Origin of the sequence: Cellulomonas fengjieae, assembly GCF_018388465.1 — a bacterium.
GTDB lineage: Bacteria > Actinomycetota > Actinomycetes > Actinomycetales > Cellulomonadaceae > Cellulomonas > Cellulomonas fengjieae.
In genome coordinates, this window is record NZ_CP074404.1 from 1,156,269 (window position 1) to 1,178,732 (window position 22,464).

Annotated in this window: 15 protein-coding genes; 6 read left to right on the top strand and 9 right to left on the bottom strand. The window is 73.4% G+C overall.

Going from position 1 to position 22,464, the window contains the following annotated elements:
* Positions 1 to 73: 73 nt before the first annotated feature.
* The 4 genes from KG102_RS05350 to KG102_RS05365 all read right to left on the bottom strand — a co-directional run bounded on the left by KG102_RS05350 (position 74) and on the right by KG102_RS05365 (position 3,365).
* Positions 74 to 379, bottom strand: a complete 306-nt coding sequence (locus tag KG102_RS05350; protein WP_208214217.1) for an EthD family reductase — start codon at positions 377 to 379, stop codon at positions 74 to 76.
* Between the two features lie 77 nt (positions 380 to 456).
* Complete coding sequence (locus tag KG102_RS05355; protein ID WP_208214215.1) at positions 457 to 1,248, bottom strand: alpha/beta fold hydrolase; 792 nt, start codon at positions 1,246 to 1,248, stop codon at positions 457 to 459.
* Positions 1,249 to 1,345: 97 nt separating this feature from the next.
* Positions 1,346 to 2,806: a dihydrolipoyl dehydrogenase family protein gene (locus KG102_RS05360; RefSeq protein WP_208289340.1), complete on the bottom strand. Its 1,461-nt coding sequence runs from the start codon at positions 2,804 to 2,806 to the stop codon at positions 1,346 to 1,348.
* 1 nt (position 2,807) lies between these two features.
* Positions 2,808 to 3,365, bottom strand: coding sequence for a hypothetical protein (locus KG102_RS05365; protein WP_208289339.1), 558 nt, complete (start codon positions 3,363 to 3,365; stop codon positions 2,808 to 2,810).
* A gap of 218 nt (positions 3,366 to 3,583) precedes the next feature.
* Here KG102_RS05365 and KG102_RS05370 point away from each other — a divergent pair, with 218 nt between their 5' ends.
* Positions 3,584 to 4,198 (top strand): TetR/AcrR family transcriptional regulator, encoded by a 615-nt coding sequence (locus KG102_RS05370; protein ID WP_208214209.1) that lies wholly within the window; start codon positions 3,584 to 3,586, stop codon positions 4,196 to 4,198.
* A gap of 263 nt (positions 4,199 to 4,461) precedes the next feature.
* Here KG102_RS05370 and KG102_RS05375 read toward each other — a convergent pair whose 3' ends face one another.
* Both KG102_RS05375 and KG102_RS05380 read right to left on the bottom strand, forming a co-directional pair.
* On the bottom strand, positions 4,462 to 5,136 hold the full coding sequence (locus KG102_RS05375) for a DUF998 domain-containing protein (protein ID WP_208289338.1): 675 nt from the start codon (positions 5,134 to 5,136) through the stop codon (positions 4,462 to 4,464).
* A 91-nt stretch (positions 5,137 to 5,227) separates the two neighbouring features.
* Positions 5,228 to 7,936, bottom strand: a complete 2,709-nt coding sequence (locus KG102_RS05380) for a helix-turn-helix transcriptional regulator (protein ID WP_208289337.1) — start codon at positions 7,934 to 7,936, stop codon at positions 5,228 to 5,230.
* Between the two features lie 110 nt (positions 7,937 to 8,046).
* On the opposite strand from KG102_RS05380, the gene KG102_RS05385 reads away from it, so the two are divergent.
* Positions 8,047 to 9,126 (top strand): class I SAM-dependent methyltransferase, encoded by a 1,080-nt coding sequence (locus KG102_RS05385; protein ID WP_208214203.1) that lies wholly within the window; start codon positions 8,047 to 8,049, stop codon positions 9,124 to 9,126.
* Between the two features lie 32 nt (positions 9,127 to 9,158).
* Positions 9,159 to 11,294: an alpha/beta hydrolase gene (locus tag KG102_RS05390; RefSeq protein ID WP_249667479.1), complete on the top strand. Its 2,136-nt coding sequence runs from the start codon at positions 9,159 to 9,161 to the stop codon at positions 11,292 to 11,294.
* Here the strand turns inward: KG102_RS05390 and KG102_RS05395 are convergent.
* Positions 11,291 to 11,587, bottom strand: coding sequence for a DUF1905 domain-containing protein (locus KG102_RS05395; protein WP_249667480.1), 297 nt, complete (start codon positions 11,585 to 11,587; stop codon positions 11,291 to 11,293). The genes KG102_RS05390 and KG102_RS05395 overlap by 4 nt on opposite strands.
* A 211-nt stretch (positions 11,588 to 11,798) precedes the next feature.
* Here KG102_RS05395 and KG102_RS05400 point away from each other — a divergent pair, with 211 nt between their 5' ends.
* The 3 genes from KG102_RS05400 to KG102_RS05410 are packed head-to-tail and all read left to right on the top strand — an operon-like array spanning position 11,799 to position 14,619.
* Positions 11,799 to 12,311, top strand: coding sequence for a mycothiol transferase (locus tag KG102_RS05400; protein WP_208289334.1), 513 nt, complete (start codon positions 11,799 to 11,801; stop codon positions 12,309 to 12,311).
* A gap of 9 nt (positions 12,312 to 12,320) precedes the next feature.
* The gene (gene rlmC / locus KG102_RS05405; protein WP_208289333.1) at positions 12,321 to 13,445 is read left to right on the top strand and encodes a 23S rRNA (uracil(747)-C(5))-methyltransferase RlmC; all 1,125 of its coding nucleotides are present in this window, start codon (positions 12,321 to 12,323) and stop codon (positions 13,443 to 13,445) included.
* A gap of 46 nt (positions 13,446 to 13,491) precedes the next feature.
* On the top strand, positions 13,492 to 14,619 hold the full coding sequence (locus tag KG102_RS05410; protein WP_208289332.1) for a flavin-containing monooxygenase: 1,128 nt from the start codon (positions 13,492 to 13,494) through the stop codon (positions 14,617 to 14,619).
* 114 nt (positions 14,620 to 14,733) lie between these two features.
* Here the strand turns inward: KG102_RS05410 and KG102_RS05415 are convergent, their stop codons facing one another.
* Entirely contained in the window at positions 14,734 to 15,129 is a 396-nt protein-coding gene (locus KG102_RS05415; RefSeq protein ID WP_208214193.1) for an ankyrin repeat domain-containing protein, read from the bottom strand.
* A gap of 9 nt (positions 15,130 to 15,138) precedes the next feature.
* Complete coding sequence (locus tag KG102_RS05420) at positions 15,139 to 22,275, bottom strand: GH-E family nuclease (RefSeq protein ID WP_208289331.1); 7,137 nt, start codon at positions 22,273 to 22,275, stop codon at positions 15,139 to 15,141.
* Between the last annotated feature and the right edge of the window lie 189 nt (positions 22,276 to 22,464).

Below are 22,464 nucleotides of genomic sequence, written 5' to 3' on the forward strand. Positions count from 1 at the left end.
CGACGACGTCAGGTCGTGACTGGGCCGGTGGGCACGGGCCGAGACCTGTGCCCACCGGCCTGGGGCGGTGGGTTCAGTCCCCGACCTCCGAGAGCAGGAACTCGACACCACCGGTGGCGAGGTCGACGGCATCGCGTGCGACGGCCGCGCCGTTCTCGTGCTCGAAGGCAGCCACGGCCGTGTCGTAGTCGGCGAAGTACAGATCGGCGGTGCGCCACCGCGGCCGCGGGGTGCCGTCCTCCTTGGGAAAGACCTTGCCGTACTCCGCGCGCAGGATGTCCGGGACCTGCTTCACGATCTCCTGGTGCGCCGTGTAACGACGCTCGAACTCGTCCTCGTCAACCGGGTTGCCATAGATCATGGTGAGCTTGGCGGTCATGGTGTCCTTCTCTCGTCGATGGGATGGCTCGGATTCGGGTGTCAGCTCGAGCGCGGTGCGGCTGGGAGGGCGGGGGCTCACCTCGCGGCTCGCTCGATGACGTCGGTGACGACGTCGGGGCGGCTGAGCATGACGGCGTGGGAGGCGTCCACCTCGGTGACGTGGGCGCCCGTGCGGCCGATCATCATGCGCTGGAGCGCGGGGGCGATGGCGTGGTCACGTCGGGTGAGGAGGGCCCAGGAGGGGATGGTGCGGTAGCCCTCGACCACGCTGGCGTCGGTGACGGTCGCGGAGTTGGCGGGCCGCTGGGTGATGGCGAGGTCAGCGGCGGTCGTCTTGTCGAGATCGCCGGCGAACACCTCACGGAACTCGGCCGGGTCGATCGTGACGTCCACGCCGCCGGGGACCGGCGTGTAGACCAGGGGGAGGCCCGACCCCTCGGTGAGCCCTGCGAGGGTCTCTCCCTTGGCGGGGATGAACGCGGCGATGTACACCAGGGACTTGACGTCGGGCACCGAGGTGGCCGCGTTGGTGATGACGGCGCCACCGTAGGAGTGGCCGACGAGCACCTTGGGCCCCGTGATCGCGGTGAGGTAGCTGCTGAGGTACGCGGTGTCACTCGTCAGACCCTGCAGCGGGTTGGCGATGGCCCGGACCGGGTAGCCGTCCTTTCGCAGCCGCTGGATGACCGGATTCCAGCTGGAGGAGTCCGCCCAGGCGCCGTGGACGAGCACCACCGTCGGCTTGGGCGACGTGGGGTGCTTGCCGCCGGCCGGTGAGGCGCCGGTTGCCGTCGCCGGCAGCGTCGCGGCGAGCAGGGCTGCCGCGGTGGCGCCGATGAAGGCCCTCCGAAGGGTGTGAGTACGCATGACGATGTTCCTCTCGTGATGGGTTCGTGCTGTCTCCTTCGCCTGTCGCGGTCGCGGCAGGACATCCAGCAGGCCGGGCGTTCAGTCGCCCGGACGGTCAGCGGCCGTAGGCTTCGAGCAGCCGGAGCCACACCTCGCTGATCGTGGGGAACGCCGGGATCGCGTGCCAGAGCCGGTCCAACGGAACCTCGCCGACGACCGCGATCGTCGCCGCGTGCAGCAGCTCCGCGACGTCGGGACCGGCGAGCGTGAAACCGACGATGACCTGACGCTCCTCGTCGACGACCATGCGCGCCTGGCCTCGGTATCCGTCGGCGTGCAGGGTGGAGCCTTGGACGGCGCCCAGGTCCTGGTCGACCACCCGGATCCGCAGCCCGGCGGCCGCGGCGGCGGCCGCGGTCAACCCCACCGAGGCGATCTCGGGGTCGGTGAAGACCACTTGAGGCACCGCACGTTGGTCGGCCGTTGCCACGTGCCGACCCCACCGGCCGTCCTGGACCGGTTCGCCCTTGGCGCGCGCCACGATGACGTCTCCCACGGCTCGGGCCTGGTACTTGCCCTGGTGGGTCAGCAGCGCGCGCCCGTTGACGTCACCGGCGGCGTACAGCCACCCGCCTCCGACCGGTGCGCCGTCGGCGGCGAGGATGCGGAGTGTGTCGTCGACCTCGAGCCGCGCGCCCGGGGTCAGGCCGACTGTGTCCAGCCCGATGTCCTGGGTCCTCGGCACCCGGCCTGCCGCCACGAGGATCTCGTCGGCCTCGATCTGCTCACCATCGGCGAGACCGATGTGCACCGTTCCGTCGGGCCCGCGCTGCACGGATGTGGTCTCCGTGCCGAGCCGCACCGACACACCGGCGTCCCGCAGCGAGTCGACGACCAGGTCTCCGGCGAACGGCTCCGCACGCGGAAGCACCCCGTCGCGTACCAGCATCGTCACCGACGCACCGAGCTCCGCGAACGCGGTCGCCATCTCCGAGGCCACGGCCCCGCCGCCGAGGATGGCGAGCCGGCCGGGAACTGCAGCAGCCGCGGCCGCCTCCCGGTTGGTCCACGGGTCGGCCTCCCGCAGGCCGGCGACGTCAGGGATCAGTGCGCCGCTCCCGGTGGCGATGACGACCGCGTGACGTGCATTCAGCACCGTGGTCGCACCGTTGCCGCCGGTCACCTCGACGACTCGGGTGGAGGTGATGCGACCCCGCCCGCGGTACAGCGAGACGCCCGCCTGTCCGAGCCAGGACACCTGGCTCTGGTCGTTCCAGTGCGAGGCGAAGTCGTCGCGCCGGCGCAGAACGGCCGCCACGTCCAGGCTTCCCGTCAGGGCCTCCCGTGCTCCGGGTACCTGTCGGGCCGCTCGGAGCGCCGCCCCGCTGCGCAGCAGCGCCTTTGTCGGGATGCACGCCCAGTAGGAGCACTCACCGCCGACCAGCTCCCGCTCGACGACGGCCGCGCTGAGACCGCCCTGCCGCACGCGGTCCGCGACGTTCTCGCCGACCGGACCAGCTCCGATGATGATGACGTCGTAGGTCGTGTCGGTGCCTGTGTCCGTGTCCGTGACCATGTCAGCTCTCCTGCGCTGCTCGGCCCAGGCGCAGCGCCGAGGCGAGGAAGAAGATGCCGCCGAGAGCGGCGTAGCCGGCCAGCCCGGCCAGGGGCGGGGCGTCGGCGCCGGCCGCGATGATGAAGCCGGCGCCGACGAGAACGGAGAGGCCGCCGCTGAGGACCATCGGCCACTGGCCGCCGACCGCGCGGCGGGCGACCCCGATCGTCAGCTGCACGAGCCCCGAGATGACGGCCCACGTTCCCCACACGCGCAGGACAGCAGGCACGCCCGACGTGCAGGCGATGGCGACACCGACGGCCGCGAGCACGCTGACCGCGATGTTCACGTACAGCGCGCGCGCCTGCCCTGCGGCGTGGGAGGAGCGGAGGTCGACGACCGCCGCGGCGGCATCGACGGCGGGGTAAAGGACGAGCAGGGCGACGCTGGCCGGACCCAGGTCGGACCTGGTGAGGTACAGCAGGACTGCCCAGGCGATGGCGAACCCGAACCGGGCGTAGTAGAGCCGGCGCAGACCGTGCGCCAGACCGGGCATGGTGGGTGGGGCGACGGTGGTCATGATGACCCCTCTCGGACGGCTCGCGGACGGGCGGAGCGAGTCAGCGAGTGTCTCGGGCGCCGAACCAGCGCCCTACGAGCCGACCCTGGGGACCGATCGCGGCGGCGCCCCGAACGGCGCGTCGTGAGTGAACCCCGTCCTCACCCCTCCTCATTGGATGCGTTGAGAGGTAAAAGTAGCATCGGATGTAGCGATTGGATAGATGCTACTTTTGCCGTATGGAAGGCAGACGCGACAGGAAGAAGCGGCAGACCGGCGAGCGGATCCGGGCCTCCGCGCTGGAGCTGTTCGCACAGCACGGCTACAGGCAGACGACGATCGCGGCGATCGCCGAGCACGCGGACGTCGCGACGCGGACGGTCACGCTGCACTTCCCCACCAAGGCAGACCTGCTGTTCGCCGGCGATCCGTTCGCACCGGAGTCGTTGGCTGCCCGCCTCGCCGACCGCACCGGCGACACGCTCGACGCGTTCGGCGAATGGCTCCACGACACGATTCGCGACCTGGGTGAGTACGACGAGGACCTGGGCCGCCCGCCTGGCGAGATGCTCTCCCTGCACGCCATGCGCCCGGCTCTGATCGCCGAGGACCCCGACCTGGCCAGCCGGGCACACGTCTTCTACAGCGAGCTCGAGCGCGTGACCGCCGAGTCGCTCGCGCAGGAGCTCGGCACGTCGGCAGATGGGCTCGCCCCCCGCCTGACCGCGTACACGCTGGTGGGCGGCCTACGCGAGCTGTACAGGGTCGACGAGGCGAGCCGCGACACGCTGCCCGCCCTGGTCGACCGCGTGCTCGCCTTCGCCCGCGCCGGCCTGCACACGCTGACGACATAGTCGGTGCCCGCGTCGCGGCGGATCCGCGCACCGATCAGGCTCCTGCCGGGTGGCGAGGCCTCGTCCTACATCGCGGCCGCGGAGCGCGCCCCGCGCTCGGGCTGGGCGAGGTCAGCATCGAGCTGCCGACGGACGACGAGCGCGGCGCCCTGGACGTCCGCCTGGCGAGCCGCGGCTTCGCGACCCCCGACGACGGCCGCGTGCTGGCCTTCGAGGACCCGTGGAACAACGAGATCCGCGTGGCCGTCGCCGGCTGACCGCCCTCAGGTGGTGATGCTGCGGGAGGTGTCGACGGCGACGGCGCTCACCCAGGCCCAGGCCAGCACGATTCCCGCGGTGAGAGCCAGCACCCCGGCCGGTCCGGGGGACGTCGAGATCATCGCGAACCCACCGAGGAGCGCCACCGCGGCGGCCGACGACAGCGCCGCACCGAGCGAACGCCGCTGCGAGGCGAACCGCCGTGCGACGACCACCATCGCGACCGCCAGGGCGACGAACCCGACGCCGGACGTCAGCAGGTGCAGCGTCCCGTGCGCGGTGGGCGTCGTGGGGGCAGCCGAGCCCACCGGGAAGCCGCCCGCCGGGTCGGCGCGGAAGACACCGCCCAGCACGAGGCCGGCGCCGTAGACGGTGATCAGCCGCGGCACCCAGCGGTGTCCGGGACCGGCGACCAGGGCCCGCCGCAGCCCGGCCGCGAACGCGAGGACCATGACGCCGGTCAGCAGGAGGTTGGCCACCTGGATCCAGCCGAGCGGACCGTTGGCCAGCGTGGACCAGGCGTGCCGGGTCAGGTCGAACCCCTCGCGCGTCAGCGCCTGGGCCAGGGACACGATCACGTAGAACGGTCCCGCCAGGACCCCGTAGCGGAGCAGGGACCGGGTGGTCCGGACGGCGGGGTCGACGGTGCCGCTGTGCGACGAGACGGGCGTGGCGGACATGCGGGCTCCTCGGTGCCGGCGGCCGGTCGGACCCGGCCGAACACCCACTCGTCGAACGGCCGGCTCGCTCTTCGACACCCGGCAGCAGGTGTCAGGCCGGGATCGCGTCCGCCAGCTCCGACCGCGAGCGGATCCCGAGCTTGAGGTAGACGTTGCGCAGGTGGTACTCGATCGTCTTCGGGCTGAGGAACAGGGCTGCGGCGGCCTCGCGGGTGGTGCGTCCGGACGCCAGCATGAGGGCGACCTGCAGCTCCTGGGGGGTCAGGCGGTCCAGGCCCGTGGCGCTGCGGCGCTGCGCGGTCTCGCCGGTGGCGCGCAGCTCGGCCGCCGCCTGGTCGGCCCACGGGACCGCACCCAGGCGGTCGAAGGCGGCCAGTGCGGACCGCAGGTGCGGGCGGGCGTCCGAGCGGCGCTTCAGCCGGCGCAGCCGGGAGCCGTAGGCCAGCTCGGTGCGACCGGTCTCGAACGCGTCGGGCGTGTGCTGGTGGTAGGCGAGGGCGACCGAGAAGCACACGTCCACGTCGGCGTCGGGACAGGTCAGGCCGGCCGCGCGCGCTGCCCGGGCCATCGACCAGGGCTGGCCCTTGACCTCGGCGCGCTCGGTCAGCGCGGCGGCCAGGGCGCCCGCCTCCGCCGACCTGCCCAGGTGGACCATCGCCTCGACCATCTCGGCGGCGGGCGAGAGGTCGACGTCCCGCATGCCCCGCTGCGTGAGTACCTCGTCGAGCGCACGGAACCGCTCGAGCGCCGCGTCGGTGCGGCCGAGCGCGAGCTCGCGCTCGGCGAGGGCGGTCAGGGCCCAGACCTCGAAGAACCCGAGGTGGTGCTCCACGGACAGCGCCAGCGCCTCCTCGGCGTGCTCCCGGCACGCCTCCAGGTCGCCGCGGCGCGCCTCGAGCCAGGACAGCCCGGCGAGGCACGCGGTGACGTCGGTGGCCTGCCCGGCCTCGCGCGCGAGCTGGACGCCCTCGGTGTACCCGGCGACGGCGTCGTCCCACCGGTCGGTGGTCGCCTGGTCCCGGGCGACGTAGAACAGGAGGATCGGCAGCCCGCCGATGTCGCTGCGCCGCCGCGAGTGGGCCACGACCGTCGGGATGACCTCGCGCCCCGCCGCGCTCTCGCGCAGGAACAGCGGGCCGATGACGAGCCACGGCGCCAGCTGGGGGTCGTCCAGGAACGCGTCGACGTCCGCCATCGCGGTCCGCAGGATGTCGGGACCGCCGTGGCCGGCGAGGATGTCCGCCACGGCGATCGCCACGGCTCCGACGAACCGCGCGCGCGGGGACCGCGGCTCCAGCCGGGCGAGCAGTGCCGCGGCCGTCTGGGCGGTCGGGACGTCACCGGCGAACTGGCACGCCTCGATGCCGGCGGCGAGCAGCGCGACGGCGGTGTCGGGGTCGTCCGGCGCGGCCCGGGTCCCGGCGGCGAGGAAGACGTCGCGCGCGCGCTCGACCGATCCGGTGCGCGCGGCGACGGCACCGTCCAGCGCGTCGGCACGGGTGCGCAGCTCGGGAGGCTGGGGCAGCACCGACGCGCGCGCCAGCAGGTCGCGTGCGGCGTCCGGCAGACCGGCGCGCCACGCGCTCTCGGCGGCCGCGACCAGGCGCTGGACGCGGTCGGCGGCGTCCGGGGTCAGCCGCGCGGAGCGCTCGAACCCGGCGGCCGCGACCGCCCACGCACCTCGCGCACGAGCCCGGCGTGCGGCGTCGTCCAGCACGTCCGCCACCGCCGCGTCCGGGGTCGCGGTCGCCTCGCCGAGGTGCCACGCGCGCCGGTCGACGTCGTCGGCGGGCACCGCCTGCGCCAGGGCGGCGTGCACCGCGCGGCGCTCCGCGGGAGCCGCCTCCGCGTAGATGCCGGAGCGCACCAGGTCGTGGCGGAAGGTGATCCGGCCGCCGTCGACGGTGAGCAGCTGCTCACGCGCCGCCTCGTCGAGGTCAGCGACCGACACCCCCAGCAGCGCGCAGGCGCCCGTCGTCGCGTCGAGGTCGCCCCCGGCGGCGGCCGCGAGGAGCAGCGCGGTCCGGGCGGCCACGGACAGCACGTCGGCGCGGCGCGCGAACGTCCGGGCCAGGGACGCGGGGACCGGCACCGGTGCACCCGGGGGCAGGGCGTCGAACCCCTCGTCGGTGAGCTCGAGCAGGGCGAGCGGGTTGCCGCCGGTCGAGGCCAGCAGCCGTGACCGCGCGTCCGTCGAAAGGCGGTGGCCCAGCGACCCCGCCAGCTCGGCGGCGTCGGCGTCCGCGAGACCTCCGAGGAGCAGCGACGGCAGGCCTGCGGAGCCGACGACCGACGGCGCCTCGTCGCGCACCGTGAGCAGCACGACGACGGGGTCGGCGGTGAGGCGGCGGGCCGCGAAGCACAGCGCCTGCGCGGACGGCGGGTCGAACAGGTGGGCGTCGTCGACGAGGACCGCCAGAGGGCCGTCCTCGGCCACGCGGCTGAGGAGGCTGAGCACCGCGGCGCCGACCGCGAAGCGCTCGCCGCCCGAGCCGGGGACCAGGGCGAGCGCCGAGCCGAGCGCCTCGGCCTGCGGCGCGGGGATCGCCCCGAGGTGGTCCAGCACCGGCCGCAGCAGCTGCAGCAGGCCGCCGAACGGCACCTCCCGCTCGGCGTCGATCCCGGCGGCCCGCAGCACGCGCATGCCGGCGTCGGTCACGGCGGCCGCTGCGTCCTCGAGCAGGGCGCTCTTGCCGATCCCGGCCTCGCCGGCGAGCACGAGGGTGCCGCTCTCACCCACGCGCGAAGCGGCCACCAGCCTCCCGATGACCTGACGCTCGCGCTCGCGACCGACCAGCACGGGTCGAGTCTAGGGAGCACACCAGGGGGGTCCCCTGATGCGGTCGGACCGTGGGGGCGGCCAGTGTCGATCGGGACAGATCGGACACCACCATCGAGGAGTGCACCACCATGACCGAGACCCTTCCCCCGCGGACGATCGACCCCGACAAGCTCATGTCCTTCGTGTTCCGGTCCGTCGACGAGGTCGGTGCCACCCTGAACACCGCGATGGTCGTCATGGGTGACAAGTTGGGCTACTACACAGCGATGGCCGACGGCCGGCCGGTCACGCCCGCCGGGTTGGCCGAGCAGACCTCGACCAGCGAGCACTACGCCCGCGAGTGGCTGAACAACCAGGCCGCCGGCGGTTACGTCGACTACGACGCGCAGACGCACCGCTACACGCTGCCCGCCGAGCACGCGGTGGCGCTCGCGGACCCGACCAGCCCCGCCTACCTGCCGGGGTTCTTCCAGATCGCCCTGGGCACCGTGCACGACGCACCGGACATCTTCGAGGCGGCCCGCGACGGTGACGGCCTGGGCTGGCACGAGCACCACACCGACGTGCACCACGGGTGTGAGCGCTTCTTCCGCACCATGTACAACGGGCACCTGCTCACCGAGTGGATCCCGGCGCTCGAGGGGGTCGCCGCCAGGCTCGAGGCCGGCGGCACGGTTGCCGACGTGGGCTGCGGGCACGGCGCCTCGACGATCCTGCTGGCCAGGGCGTTCCCGAACTCCACGTTCGTCGGCTCGGACTATCACGAGGCGTCGATCGAGATTGCCCGCGAGCGGGCCGTGGCGGCCGGGGTGGCGGACCGCGTGACGTTCGAGGTGGCCCCCGCGACCTCGTTCACGGGCACCGGCTACGACCTGATCGCGATGTTCGACTGCCTGCACGACATGGGAGACCCGGTGGGTGCGGCCCGGCACGTGCGCGACGCGATCGCCGACGACGGCACGTGGATGGTCGTCGAGCCGATGGCGGGCGACCGCGTCGAGGACAACCTCACCCCGGTCGGTCGGGCGTACTACGGCTTCTCGACGTTGCTGTGCACCCCCGCGTCGCTGAGCCAGGACGTCGGCCTCGCGCTCGGCACGCAGGCGGGCCCGGCCAAGATCCGCGACGTCTCCACGGCCGCCGGGTTCACCGCGTTCCGGACCGCGGCGTCGACCCCGTTCAACAACGTGTTCGAGGTCCGTCCGTGACTCGGGACACCCTCCAGGCGGACACTGCTCGGGTGAGTGCTCACCCGAGCAGGTCCGCCGATCCCGACGTCGTCGGCGTCACCGTGCGGGACGGGGTCGAGCTGGCGTACGAGGTGTTCCACGACGACCACCCGCTGACCGTCGTGCTCGTGCCTACGTGGTCGATCGTGCCGTCGCGGTTCTGGAAGGCGCAGATCGGGTTCCTGGCGCGGCACTACCGCGTCATCACGTTCGACGGGCGGGGCAGCGGTCGCTCGGGTCGGCCGGACGGGGCCGAGCAGTACACGGACCGGCAGTACGCCGACGACATCCTGGCCGTGCTCGACGCGACCGGGACCGAGCGGGCGGTCCTGGTCACCGAGTCGTGCGGCGCCTCGTGGGCGGTGCACGTCGCGGCGGGCGACCCCGACCGGGTGCTGGCCCTCATGGCGATCGCCCCCTCGTGCGGCCTGGACGTGGCCACGCCCGGCCGCGACCACGTGCCGTGGGACGAGCCCCTGGCCAGCACCGACGGCTGGGCCAAGTACAACAAGCACTACTGGGTGGGCGGCGGCTACGACGACTTCACGGACTTCTTCTTCCGGGCGATGTTCTCGGAGCCGCACTCGACCAAGCAGATCGAGGACTGCATCGGCTGGGCGCACGAGATCAGCCCGCAGACCCTGGCGGACACGACCGCGGGCCGGCTCGGCTGCGAGGGGGCGGTGTGCGAGCCGGTCGCGCCGCTGGCCCGCCAGGTGAAATGCCCCGTCGTCGTCGTGCACGGCACTGAGGACCGCATCCGGCCGCACACGTTCGGGGAGCGACTGGCCGAGCTCACCGGGGGCGAGCTGGTGCTGCTGGAGGGGGCCGGGCACGGTCCGTCCGCTCGCGACCCGGTCAAGGTCAACCACCTGATCGCGCAGCTCGTCGACCGGTTCGCCCCGCCGGCCCCGCGCCGGACCTGGGTGCACGCCGCGCGCCGGCCGCCGCGCGCGCTGTACCTCTCGTCGCCGATCGGGCTCGGCCACGCGCAGCGGGACGTCGCCGTCGCCGCCGAGCTGCGCGCCCTGCGCCCCGGGCTGCAGGTCGACTGGCTCGCGCAGGATCCCGTCACCCGGGTGCTGGCCCGGCACGGGGAGACGGTGCACCCCGCGTCGGCGTGGCTGCGCAACGAGTCCGGTCACATCGAGCACGAGGCCGGCGAGCACGACCTGCACGCGTTCCAGGCGCTCCGCCGGATGGACGAGCTCATGGTGCACAACTTCATGGTGTTCGGCGAGGTGGTGGCCGACGGCGACTACGACCTGGTGATCGGCGACGAGGCGTGGGAGGTGGACCACTTCCTGCACGAGAACCCCGAGCTCAAGCGGTTCTCGTTCGCCTGGATGACCGACTTCGTCGGGTGGCTGCCGATGCCCGACGGAGGTCCGCGCGAGGCCGCGCTGACCGCGGACTACAACGCCGAGATGATCGAGCAGCGGGCCCGGTTCGCGCGCGTGCGGGACGCGTCGGTGTTCGTCGGCGACCCGGACGACGTGGTCGAGGACGACTTCGGCCCGGGGCTGCCCAGCATCCGCACCTGGACCGAGGAGAACTTCGACTTCGCCGGGTACGTCACCGGGTTCGACCCGGCCGCGCTGGAGGGGGCCGAGCGGCTGCGCGCGGAGCTCGGCGTGCGGCCGGGGGAGAAGCTCTGCCTGGTGACGGTGGGCGGCTCCGGCGTCGGGACGTCGCTGCTGCGGCGCGTCATGGACGCCGTGCCGCTGGTGCACGAGCTCGCCCCCGAGCTGCGGTTCGCCTTCGTGACCGGCCCCCGGATCGACCCCCGGTCGCTGCCCACGGGCGACGGGTCGATCGTGCTGGGCTATGTCCCGGACCTGTTCCGGCACCTCGCGGCCTGCGACGTCGCGGTGGTGCAGGGCGGGCTGACGACGACGATGGAGCTCACCGCGCTGGGCAAGCCGTTCGTCTACGTGCCGCTGCGCCACCACTTCGAGCAGAACCTGCACGTGCGCAGGCGGCTGATGCGGTACGAGGCCGGACGCCACCTCGCCTACGAGGACGCGCTCGACCGGGACGGGCTCGCGGAGGCCGTCGTCAAGGAGGCCGGCCGCGACGTGCGGTACCGGCCGGTCGCGACCGACGGCGCCCAGCGCGCGGCGGCGCTCCTGGCACGACTGGTCTAGAGATCGACCAGGTCGAGGCGCACCCGCACGGGGTCACCCACGTCGAGGCCCTCGGCCACGCGCACCGCCTTCTTCACGGGCAGCACGTACGTGTCAGTCGACGGGAAGATCGAGGTCCGCCAGACGCTGGCCCCGATGCTCACCTCGACCCGCACGGACCCGAAGCCGCGCCCGGTCTCGCCGACGAGGTCCAGCACCTCGTCGGCCACCTGCGTGGGCAGGCTGACGAACATCCACGCGTCCGTCTTGCGGGCGCTCCACAGCCACAGCGGCGCCTCGAACTCGTAGGTCACGGGTCCGATCATGCCCGCCCTGGGAGATGCCGGGGCGACACCCTGCCGCGCCTGCGAGATCGTGGCTTCGGCACCAGATCGCGCCTTCGCACGCACGCTCTCGTGCCATTGCCACGATCTCGTCGAGCCGCGGGGATCAGCACAGCTTGTCGCGCGGTCCGCCGAGGGGCCACGTAGCGTCGGTGCTCTCCGAGACACAGGGTGGTGCCGCATGGATGTCGCCGAGCTGCTGATCGAGTCGTACGGACGCGTGGACGGCGTGCTGACGCAGGCCGTCGACGGACTCCAGGTGGACGACCTGGCGTTCCGGCCGGACCCCGCGGCCAACTCCATCGCGTGGCTCGCGTGGCACGCCGCGCGCGGCGAGGACGCGCAGATCGCCGACGTCGCGGGCGTGGAGCAGCTCTGGACGAGCCAGGGCTGGGCCGACCGCTTCGACCTGCCGTTCGACGACGCCGACACCGGCTACGGGCACAGCCCGCAGGAGGTCGGCCGGGTGCGGGCCGGTGCGGACCTGCTGCTCGCGTACTACCGGGCGGTCGCCGAGCGCACGCGCGACTACCTGGCCGGGCTGCGCGAGGGTGACCTCGACCGCGTGGTCGACGAGGGCTGGGACCCGCCGGTGACCCTCGGGGTGAGGCTGGTCAGCATCGTCGGGGACAGCCTCCAGCACGCAGGCCAGGCGTGCTACGTGCGTGGTCTGCTGGAGCGCGCCCGCACGTAGGCTCGGGCCATGCGGTGTGCGTACTTCGATGCGGGGGTCTGCCGCTCCTGCACATGGATGGGGCGCCCGCACGGTGAGCAGGTCGCCGACAAGGAACGGCACTGCGCCGACCTGCTGGGCGAGCGCGCCGACCTGCGCTGGCTGCCTCCGGTGACCGGCCGCGAGTCCCGTTACCGCAACAAGGCCAAGATGGTGGTCGGCGGGAGCGCCGAACACCCGAGGCTGGGCATCCTCGACGCCGGCGGCCGCGGCATCGACCTGCAGGGCTGCGGCCTGTACCCGGGGACGCTCGCCGCGTCGTTCCCGCTGCTCGCCGCGTTCGTCACCCGCGCGAACCTCACGCCGTACGACGTGCCGACGCGCACGGGCGAGCTCAAGAACCTGCTGGTCACGCAGTCCCCGGACGGCGAGCTGATGGTGCGGTTCGTGCTGCGCTCGCAGGAGCCGGTCGCCCGGATCCGCAAGCACCTGCCGTGGCTGCTGGACGCCGTGCCGCAGCTGCGCGTGGTGTCCGTGAACCTCCTGCCCGACCACCGGGCCGTGCTCGAGGGTGACCGGGAGATCCCGCTCACCGAGACGCAGACGCTGCGGATGCGCGTCAACGGGATCGACCTGCACCTGCGCCCGCAGAGCTTCTTCCAGACCAACACGGAGGTCGCGGCCGCGCTGTACCGGCACGCCACGTCGTGGGTGGAGGAGCTGGCACCGGCGTCCGTGTGGGACCTGTACTGCGGGGTCGGCGGGTTCGCCCTGCACGTCGCAGCGCCGGGGCGGGAGGTCGTCGGCATCGAGACCAGCGTCGAGGCGATCGCCAGCGCGACCCAGAGCGCGTCCGCGCGCGGCCTGTCCGGTGTGCGGTTCGCGGCCGGCGACGCGACGCAGTTCGCCCTCGCGGCCGAGAGCGCCCCTGAGCTCGTGATCGTGAACCCGCCGCGGCGGGGGATCGGCGACGAGCTCAGCCGCTGGCTGGAGGACTCGGACGTGCGGCACGTCGTCTACTCCAGCTGCAACGCCGCCTCGCTCGCCCGGGACCTGGCGGTGATGCCGTCGCTGCGCCCGCGACGCGCCCAGGTGCTCGACATGTTCCCGCAGACCCCGCACTACGAGGTGCTGACGCTGCTGGAGCGGGTCTAGCGCCCAGAGCTCTTGGACAGAGGTCCAGAAGACGGTATGAAGGGCCATGAGCAGTGCTCGCGTCCTCGTCATCGGTGCCGGTCCGGGCGGGCTCGCGGTCGCGGCCGCCCTCGGCCGCAGGGGCGTGCCTGACCTGGTGCTCGAACGGACGGACGACGTCGGCTCCTCGTGGCGCGGGCACTACGACCGGCTGCACCTGCACACCACCCGGCGCGGGTCGAGCCTGCCCGGGATGCCGATCCCGCGGGCGTCCGGGCGCTGGGTCGCGCGCGCGGACGTCGTCGACTACCTGGAGCGGTACACCGCGCACCACGGGATCGACGTGCGCACCGGGGTCGAGGTCACGCGCGTGGCGCGGGCCGGCCACGGCACCTGGGCGCTCGAGACGGCGACCGGGGAGTCGTTCACGGGGCCGACGGTCGTGGTCGCCACGGGGTACAACCACACGCCCGTGCCGCCCGCCTGGCCCGGGGTCGAGACGTTCCGCGGTGAGCTGGTGCACGCGTCGACCTACCGGAACCCCGCCCCGTACCGCGGCAGGGACGTGCTCGTCGTGGGGGCCGGGAACACCGGGGCGGAGATCGCCGTCGACCTCACGGAGGGCGGAGCGGCGCGCGTCCGGCTGGCCATCCGCACGCCCCCGCACATCGTCCGGCGCTCGAACCTCGGCTGGCCCGCCCAGGGCACCGGGATCCTGGTGCGGCACCTGCCGGTCCCGGTGGTGGACCGCATCGCGGCCGTGGTGGCCCGGGTCGAGGTGCCGGACCTCTCCGCCTACGGGCTTGCGCGGCCCACCACCGGGCTCTACTCGCGCGTCTTGGCGGGCTCGGTCCCGCTGCAGGACGTCGGGCTCCTCGCCGCCGTCCGGGCACGGCGGGTGGAGCCGGTCGCGGCCGTGGAATCGTTCGACGACGGCGCGGCGGTGCTGGCCGACGGCTCCCGACTGACCCCCGACGTGATCATCGCGGCCACCGGGTACCGCCGCGGGCTCGAGGCGCTGGTGGGGGACCTGGGCGTGCTCGACGACCGCGGACTCCCGCGCGTGCACGGCCCGCGCACGTCGCACGACGCCCCGGGGCTCTACTTCACCGGCTACACCAACCCGATCAGCGGCATGTTCCGCGAGCTGCGGATCGACGCCGGGCGGATCGCGCGGGCGGTCGCTCGCCGCTGAGCGTGGCGCCTCACGGCACGACGGTGAACGTCAGGTGCGTCGCCTCGTCGGTCGCGACGACGTCCGTGCTCGGCGGCCCAATGACGGCGGTCGGCGTCCGACGTGCTGGGGCGTTCAGGCCTCGTCGGGGAAGAACCGCATCAGGTCGTAGTTGGCGACCAGGCGCGCGAAGCCCAGGGGAGTCTGACCCGACGCGTTCTGCGCCTCCTTGTCCGCACCCGCCTCGAGCAGCACCCGGACCACCTCGCCGTCGGAGTCCCGGACCTTGCCCAGCGCGACCAGGAGGGGGGTCGCACCGAACCTGTTGCGCGCCTCGAGGTCCGCGCCCGCCTGCAGCAGCAGGCGGGCGACGTCGGCGTGCAGGGACTGCGCGGCGAAGTGCAGGGGAGTGAACCCCGCCTGGTCGGCGAGGTCGGGGTCCTCTCCCTGCGCGAGCAGGCGCTCCACTGCGGCCGTGTCCCCGTCGAGCGCGGCGTAGTGCAGCTCCGATCGTCCCGCGCGGTCGGTCACCGGGTCTCCTCAGGGCATCTCGTAGCGGTGCGACCAGTTGTTCTCCGGCCGCTCGATCTGGAACAGGTTGGGGTCGTTGACGTAGTCGTTGAGCTGGTCACGCGACCACCCCTGCTCGATGGACTTGTCGCGCACGCGCCACCACTCGTTGCCATAAGTGTGACCGAAGTGGAAGGGCCCCTCGATCGGCTGCTGGTCGTTCTCGTCGATCAGACGGCCCTTCCCGTCGCGCGGTGCCCGCTCCAGCACCTCGTCGCGCACCCACTGCCGGATGTACGGGCGCGACACCTGGGGCGCCGGACCCGTCTCGGGGTCGACGATGAACCGCCCGCGGTCGTCGATGGCGCGGCCGGACGCGTTGCGGCGGACGGTGCCGTCCTCGGCGCCGGTCTGCGGCGGCTGGCCCGCGGCGCCGGGCGCACCGGGCACGGAGGCCGTGGGGACGAAGGAGGTCGACAGGTCGACCGGCGTCGTCATGTCCGCAGCGGTGTCACCCGCGGCAGCACGGCACATGAGCAGGCTGACCTCGCACAGGCGTGCGGCGTCCACCGGCAGGACGCCCACCGGGTTGGCGATCTCCGGCCGCGTGGTCAGCGACTCCGAGTGGTCCGGCTCGTTCGCCCAGTTCGAGCTGGGCAGTGCCGCGAGGATGCCCTGGAGCGCGGCGTTCATCTCGGCGAGGGCGCGCACCATGTCGTCGATGGCCCGGCCGATCTGGCTGATGGCCTGGTTCATCTGGCTGAGGCCCTGGTTCGCCTGGCTGAGCCCGCTGTTCATCTGGCTCAGGCCCTGGTTCGCCTGGCTGAGCCCGCTGTTCATCTGGCTCAGGCCCTGGTTCGCCTGGGTGAGCCCGCTGTTCATCTGGCCGAGACCCTGGTTCATCTGGCCGAGACCCTGGTTCGCCTGGCCCAGACCCTGGTTGGCCCCCGCGATGCCCGTGTTCATCTGGCCGATGCCGGCGTTCATGTCCGTCAGCGCGGTGGTGGTCTGGGTCAGACCCTGCAGGGCGGGACCCATGTTGATCTCGGGAGCGAAGCTGCCCAGACCTGAGAAGTCGAACTCGGGGACCGACGGCGCGGTGAACCCGGGTGACCGTCCCGGGGACGGTCCCTCCTGAGGGCTCCTGCCCGGTCCGGTCGCGGGTGTGACGGAAGGTGCCTGGGGTGCCGTGGTGGTCGGCGTCTCCTGGGAGTGCTGGTAGATCGCCACCCCCGCGACGACGACCACGACGACGACCACCACGACCGCCACGACGACGGCGGCCGTGGTCACGGCGGCCGCGGCCGCGAGGACGGCGCTGGCCTGCGCGACGCCCTGCGAGATGGCGGCGACGGCCGCGAAGCCGGGGACGAACTGACCGGTCGGGTCGCTGTTGCCGACCGGGTTCCCGGCTGCGTAGGCGTACCGGTTCGCCTGGTCGAGCGGCACCTGCGCGGCGTCCCGCGTGACGAACGACCCGGTCGTCGGGTCGTACCACCGGGACTGCATGTGCACGAGGCCCGACTGCGCCGTCCACTGACCCTGGTAGCCCAGACCGCCCGCGGCACGCTCACCGGTGGGCAGCCCCCACGGGGTGTACCCGGTGGACTGGTTCAGCACGCCACCGTCCCCGAGGGTCGCGACGACGTCACCGTGCCCGTTCTGGACGGTCGGGCGACCGTCCACGGCCAGCAGCGCGCCGCCGACCCGGCCGTAGCGGTGCTCGCCCGCCGTGGAGGGCTCCTTGGCGAGCCCGGCGTACTGGAACGCCTGCGTGCCCGCCGTGGCGATCCGACCGAGGGCGTCGTAGGAGTACTGCGTCGTGGCGTCCGACGTGAGCTGGCCGAACGCGTCGAACGTCGACCGGGTCGTCTCGCCCTCGGTGGTCACCGCGCTGCGCGTGCCGCGAGGACTCCACTCGAAGGTGGACGCACCGTCGGCTAGCAGCCGGTTGCGCTCGTCGTACGTGGACGTCACGCCGTCGCGGGCCACCACGTTGCCCGCGCGGTCCAGCGTCTGCGTGTGCTGGGTCCCGTCCGGGTCGACCCAGCCGGTCAGCTGGGAGGCGGCGTCGTAGGCGTACGTGGTCGTGCCGGCGTCCGCGGTCGTGGCCGGGCCCACCGTCTTCGTCGCGAGCCTGCCCGCGGCGTCGTAGGTGCCCGACCAGGCGTAGGTGGAGCCGACCGTGTCCGACGTGAGGCGGCCCGCCGCGTCGTAGGAGAACGAGCGGGACGTGCCGTCGGCGTACGTCTCGCTGAGCGGCAGCCCGGCGGACGTGTACGCGTACGTGCGGCGCAGACCGTCGACCGTCGCGGAGCTGAGTCGCCCGGCGCGCGTCCAGGTCGCGGAGTACGCCCCCGACGCGTCGGCGCCCGCGACCGCGCGGCCGGCAGCGTCGTACGTGGTGGTGGTGTCTCCGGCCGGTCCGGAGGCGGCGATCAGCAGCCCACGTCCGTCGTACGTGAAGCGCTGGACGCCGTCCGGGTGCGAGGCCCCGGTGATCCGCCCCGACGCGTCGTACTCGTAGGTCCGCTCGGCGGGCTGCGCGCCGCCGCCGGAGCCGGCCTCGGTCAGCACACGGCCGTCGGCGTCGAACGTGCGCGTCGTCCGGACGCCGCCCGGCTCGACCGCGGTGACGGCGTTGCCCACGACGTCGAACGACGTCGTCCACGTGCGGCCGGCGAGCGCGGGGTGCGCAGCCGTCGGCGGCTCGACGACCGTCGTGGGCCGGCCGAGCGCGTCGCGGGTGATGTCGGTGGCGTGGCCCCGGGGGTCCACGATGCGCGTGAGGTCGCCGGCGGCGTCGTACGAGAGCGTCGTCGTCGCGCCGACCGCCGTGGCCTGGCTCCGCATCCGCCCGGCGGCGTCCCACGTCCACGCGCCACCGGTGCCGAGCGGCCCGCTCGCGGTGAGCTGGTTGCCCGCGGGGTCGTACGTCGCGGTCGTGGTCTCGATGACCGCGTCCCCCGCGCCGAGGCGCGTCTTCTTCACCGGGTTGCCGACGCCGTCGTACTCGACGACGGCCGTCTGCCCGCCGCTGGCGATGCGGGTCTGCCGGCCCAGGGCGTCGTAGCCCACGGTGACGGCGACCGAGTCGGCGTCCGTGGCGGAGGTCAGGTTGCCGAACGTGTCGTAGCCGAGCCGGGTGACGGCACCCAGGGGGTCGGTCACCGCGGTCGCGCGGCCGGCGTCGTCGTAGGCGAACGTCGTGGTGTAGGCGGTCGTGCCGTCCCAGCTCGTCGCCGAGGTCCGCAGGCCCCGCTTGTCGTAGGCCCACGTGGCCTTCCGGCCCGTGGGGTCGGTCATGGCGGTGACGTCACCCGCGTCCGACCACGTCCAGGTCGAGACGCGCGGCGTCCCGCCGGCCGTCGCGGGCGGCTCGGTCGTCGTCGCCGCGCGGCCCAGCACGTCGTACGTGTGGGAGGTGACGCGGCCCGCGGCGTCGGTCTCCGAGGTCAGGTCCCCGGCGGCGTCGTACGCGCGCGTCACCGTCGGCGTCGTGACCGAGCCGTCGGCGAGCGTCACCCGGGGAGCGGTGACGGAAGCCACGCGACCCCCGGCGTCGTACGCGACGGTCGTCCTGGCGCCCGTCTGGTCCACCACCACGGACTGGCGTCCGAAGGCGTCGTACCCGAAGCGGGTGGTGGGCCGGGACGAGCGGGTGCCGGACGCGTCGGTGACCGCGGTCAGCGGCTCGGCCACCGAGGTGACCTGACCGGTCGCGTCGTAGGTGTACGTCGTGGACCACGCGGGGTCGCCCACCGCGGAGCCGCGCTGGTCCGTCGTCGCGGTCAGGCGTCCCGCCTCGTCGTACGCGTGACGGGTCACCCGCTCGTCGGCGGTGCGTCCGCTCGCGACCAGCACGGCGCGGCCGGCGGTGTCGTACTCGGTGCGCGTGTACGACAGCACGCCCGTCGCGTCACCCACGGACTGCCGGGTGACCCGTCCGGCGGCGTCACGCGTGTAGGTCGTCACCCGCGGCCCGGTGGACTCGCGGGAGAGCCGCCCGAGCGCGTCGTAGGTGTACGACGTCGTCGACAGGCCGTTGGCCGTGGACACCGAGGTCACGTTGCCCAGGGCGTCGTACGCGTAGGCCTGCTCGATGACGTCCCTGCCACCGCTGGCGCCGACCGCGGTGACGCTCGTGAGGCGGCCGTCCAGCCGGTAGGCGTACCGGCGCACCTGGCCGGCGGCGTCCGTCGCGGTCGCCAGCCTGCCGACCGCGTCGTAGGTCGCGGTCGCCAGGCGGACGTCCCGCGGTGCGGCGGCCTTGTCCAGCGGGTCGCGGTACCCCATGAGGGTCGAGGTCAGGGGTCGCCCGAGCGCGTCGAACGTCGAGGAGACGACCGCGCCGCGCGCGTCCGTCGACGAGGTCACGTTGCCCAGGGCGTCGTAGGTGTACGCGGCCTGACGCGAGCCGTCGGGTCCGACGACCTTGACCACCCGTCCGAGCGTGTCGTAGCTCGTCGCGACCGTGGAGACCGCACCGCTGCGCAGGTCGGACGTGCGCTGCTCGCTGGGACGTCCACCCGCGTCGAGCACCGTCTCGGTGCGGACCTGCCGGGTCACGCCGCTCACGGAGTCGGCGACCGCGGGGCCGGTCGTCGAGCGCACCACGCCGTCGTCGAACCAGCCGAAGGTGGACGTCGACGTCGTGCCGCCCGCGACGCTGGAGATCGTCGCGGTGCGGCCGAGCGTGTCGTAGGTGTAGCCCGTCGCCAGTCCGGCGGGGGTCGTGACCGTGCGGACCTGGCCGCTCGAGGCGTACGCGTACTGGACCGCGCCTCCACCCGGGGTGGTGACCTTGGCCAGCAGCCCGGCCGGTACGGTGCCACCCCCCACGGCGGTCTCGCTGCCGGTGGTGTAGGCGTACACCTGACGGGGCGCGGCCGGGGACGCGGTGAGCGAGCCCTGGACCTCCGCGGTCAGGCGCCCGGCGGCGTCGTACTCGTACGACGTCATGTCGGTGCCGGAGACGTACACGTTGTCCCCGCACCACCAGCCCCGCGGGTCCTGGACGCTCTTGAGCTTGCCGTAGGTGACGCCGGCGGCCTTGTAGTAGGTGAAGCACTGCGTCGTGTAGGTCGTCGGGGTCTGCCACACGCTGCGGGAGGCGATGAAGCCCTCCGGGGAGTAGGCGAGCGTGAGCCCACCGCCCGCGGCGTCCTGGTAGCGGGCCAGCCGGCCGGCGGAGTCGTACGTCCACGTCTGCGCGCCGCCGAGCGCGTCGACCTGCCTGGTGACGCGCGAGTCGGCGTCGATCGTGTACGTGGTGGCCACCGCGCCCGGCCCGGTCGAGGTCACCTTGGTGCCGCCCGTGACGGCAGAGCGGGCGAACGTCCACCTCGTGCCCGCGGCGTCCGCCACGCTCGCCGCGACGGCGCCCGAGCCGTACGTGACGGTGGCGCGCACGGCGCCGGAGGGGTCACCGACCGACGTGATGGCGTTGGGGTACGTGGCATTGGCGTACGCGTAGGTGGTGCACCGCACGACCGTGCCGAGCCCGGGGGCGCACGCCTTCGTCAGGCGGTCGCCCGAGTAGGTGTAGTTCCACTCGCTGACGACGCCGCTCGGTGCCGGGCCGGCGGCGATCTTCGTGATGTGCGCACCGCTCCACGTGACGGTGAGGGTGCGGCCGGACTTGGCGTCCTTGAGCTGGGTGGGCTTCTTGGTGGTCGCGTCACGCGTGACGTTGACGACGTTGCCCGACTGGTTCTTGACCGAGAGCAGGCCGAGGTTGTCGAGCGTGAAGGTCGAGCCCTGCCCGTCGGACACGGTGTACGCGGTGCAGGTCGAGCACTTGGTCAGGGTGGTCCCGAGGTTGCCCGGCGCGCCGGCGAAGCTGCCGTCGGGGTTGGCGGCGAACCCTTCGACGTGCCCGTCGGCGAACTGCACGACGGGGCCCGCCGCGCCCGACGGGGTCGAGACGGACATGTCGAACACCGACGTCCACCCCGCGCCCAGGGCCCGCACGGCCGTGTCGACGCTGCGATAGCTCCGGGAGATCGCCAGCGAGCCACCGGCGACCGCGACGGCCGCGTCGATCGACTCCGAGGTGAAGGCCCCGGAACCGACGCTGACCCCGTGGTCGTACGGTGCGCGGCGGTCGGCGACGACCTTGGCCTGCGCGGGCACCGGCACGATCGGGTAGAAGGTGCGCTCGGGGTTGAAGATCGTGCCCATGTACGGGTTGTCGCGGATGGCGACGGACCACGTGTAGCCGCGGTTCCAGTACAGGGTCGTTGTCGGGACGGTGATGGTGCGACTCGCCTGCCAGGACGAGTTCCACGTCATGGCGCCGTCGTAGGACGTGATCGTGAACTGGTACTGGTACGTCGCGCCGGGCACGGGCCGGCTGATCGAGGCGGTCAGCACCGGCGTGCGCGTGGTCAGGACGGCCGCGTCGGCAGGACTGACCAGCACCGGTGTGTCGCTGTCGGGCGCGGACAGCGTCGCGCCGGTCGCGAACACGCGCACGTCGTTGAACCAGGTGCCCCAGGCCGACGTGGCACCGGGCTGACCCTCGGAGACCTCCACCGACCACGAGTACGTGGAGTTCGCCTTCAGCTTCCCGGCGGGCACCGTCCACGAGCCCGTCGTCCACGCGGACTGCGCCGCGATGGGGGTGTCATTCGTGCAGGAGCTCGAGCCGGCCGATGTCGTGCCCGGGCAGACGGTGAACCGGAAGATGTACGACACGCCGCTGACCGGTTCCGCGACCTTCGCCTTCAGCGTCGGCGTCAGCCCGAGGTTCACCGCGTTGTCCGCGGGAGACGTCTGGCTCGACCGCAGCGGTGCGTCGTCCTGGGGTGCGGCGGCCAGGCCGTTCGCGCCCATGGCGACGGCGCCGGGCTTGCGCGCCGAGCGGACCGTGTCGCGGATCTCCGCGGGTGTCATGAGGTGCGGGTCGGCGGCGGTCCCGCCGTCGAGGTGCACGAGGCGCGGACCGCTCAGCGGCGCGAGCCGGGGGGGACCGGCCGGCGGCGCGGCGGGCTCGATCAGCGGCGGCAGGGCGACGGCGCTCATCGAGCCCGTGCGGGTGCCGTCGGTGTCGGCGGGCGGGGTGGCCGCGTCCGCGGTGGCCGTGCGGTCGAGCGCCGCCTCGACGGTGGCCGCGCGGGGCGGCGCCTCCGCCACGTCGGTGGTCAGGGTGGCGACCAGCGCCACACCGGTGACCGCGGCAACCCACGACGCACGTCCTGCCGACCGCCGGCGCATAGCCGTACCTCCACCCGATGGGAACACATGACCTGGCGGTCGCGCTCAACCATCGGCGGCGACGGAGGGGAGCATAGGGCACGTCAGAGCTGTTGTGTACCGCCCATACGAGTCGCGGACGGCGCCCTGACCTGGGCC

Coding starts and splice junctions, on each gene's coding strand:
- KG102_RS05350 (WP_208214217.1), bottom strand. CDS start 379: ATGACCGCCAAGCTCACCATGATCTATGGCAACCCGGTTGACGAGGAC.
- KG102_RS05355 (WP_208214215.1), bottom strand. CDS start 1,248: ATGCGTACTCACACCCTTCGGAGGGCCTTCATCGGCGCCACCGCGGCA.
- KG102_RS05360 (WP_208289340.1), bottom strand. CDS start 2,806: ATGGTCACGGACACGGACACAGGCACCGACACGACCTACGACGTCATC.
- KG102_RS05365 (WP_208289339.1), bottom strand. CDS start 3,365: ATGACCACCGTCGCCCCACCCACCATGCCCGGTCTGGCGCACGGTCTG.
- KG102_RS05370 (WP_208214209.1), top strand. CDS start 3,584: ATGGAAGGCAGACGCGACAGGAAGAAGCGGCAGACCGGCGAGCGGATC.
- KG102_RS05375 (WP_208289338.1), bottom strand. CDS start 5,136: ATGTCCGCCACGCCCGTCTCGTCGCACAGCGGCACCGTCGACCCCGCC.
- KG102_RS05385 (WP_208214203.1), top strand. CDS start 8,047: ATGACCGAGACCCTTCCCCCGCGGACGATCGACCCCGACAAGCTCATG.
- KG102_RS05400 (WP_208289334.1), top strand. CDS start 11,799: ATGGATGTCGCCGAGCTGCTGATCGAGTCGTACGGACGCGTGGACGGC.
- rlmC (WP_208289333.1), top strand. CDS start 12,321: ATGCGGTGTGCGTACTTCGATGCGGGGGTCTGCCGCTCCTGCACATGG.
- KG102_RS05410 (WP_208289332.1), top strand. CDS start 13,492: ATGAGCAGTGCTCGCGTCCTCGTCATCGGTGCCGGTCCGGGCGGGCTC.